At 47.7% G+C, this 980-nt stretch carries 1 protein-coding gene; it reads right to left on the bottom strand.

The genetic code is table 11. From position 1 onward, the window contains the following. Positions 1 to 980: precorrin-6y C5,15-methyltransferase (decarboxylating) subunit CbiE (gene cbiE, locus AB4496_RS20595; RefSeq protein WP_372131820.1), on the bottom strand; the 980-nt coding region annotated here is incomplete at both ends.

The following is a 980-nucleotide window of genomic DNA, read 5'->3' as shown; positions in this document are numbered from 1 at the left end:
AGTGGTACACCTGTTGATATAGAGACCAGTTGAACCTGTGTCGGAGCATTGCTGTCTTTACTCCATTGATGAAGTTCGCAAACTGAATCGACAGTCACTGCAGAACCGATCACAACGCCGCCCGGTTTTATTGCTGACCAACAGAAATCTAAAATGGTGTGCATGTTGCCGCGGCTTCCACCAATAAAAATACTGTCTGGCTGAGGCAAGGTGTCGGGCTGTATTGGGGCTTTATCTCGAATCAGTTGCACGTTGTCGGTACCGTGCGCTCTAAAGTTAGCCTCGACCGACTCATAACATTCTTGGTTTGATTCAATGGTGAAGACTTGTCCTTGATAGCACTGTTTAGCGGCTTCTATCGCAATAGAACCTGAGCCTGTGCCTATATCCCACACCACAGATCTTGGCTGAATACGCATACTTGCTAACGCTAAGTGACGAACGGGCTGTTTGGTAATTAAGCCGCGCTTAGGCATGCGCTTCATGAAGTCATCATCGTTGGCGTATTGGCCCAATTCACCCCACGCATGAGGTAGCGTTCGGTGCAGTACCATTACATTGAGCGTAGAGAAGTCGTCGGAACTTTTTAGTGCGAGGTCTTCGAGAGTCCACTGGCTTATCTTTTCGTCGGTGCCACCTAAGTTCTCACATACCCAAGCCGTCCAACCTTGTTGATTAAAGTCGACTAAGTGTTTCGCAATACGAGCTGGGTTGTTTTGAACATCGGTTAGCAAGCAGTAGCTAGTTCCCCATTGCATTTGGCTTGCGATACCTTTAATGCCATCGTAATGCTGCTTTCTTCCATGTAGTGAAATTGCTTTGGTTTCTTGCCATGCAATGCCGACTCGGCTGCAAGCGAGTTGCATTGAACAAGGGGAGGGAATAAAGCGTACTTCATCATTAGGCAGTTTTTTTAATAACGATTCGCCGATGCCAAAGAACAATGGGTCGCCAGAAGCTAATACGACGACGCCGCCTTC

Source organism: Vibrio sp. 10N.222.46.A1 (genome assembly GCF_041473595.1).
Taxonomy (GTDB): domain Bacteria; phylum Pseudomonadota; class Gammaproteobacteria; order Enterobacterales; family Vibrionaceae; genus Vibrio; species Vibrio tasmaniensis_A.
Note: the sequence above shows the minus strand (reverse complement) of the source record. Positions and strands in the feature narration are given on the sequence as shown.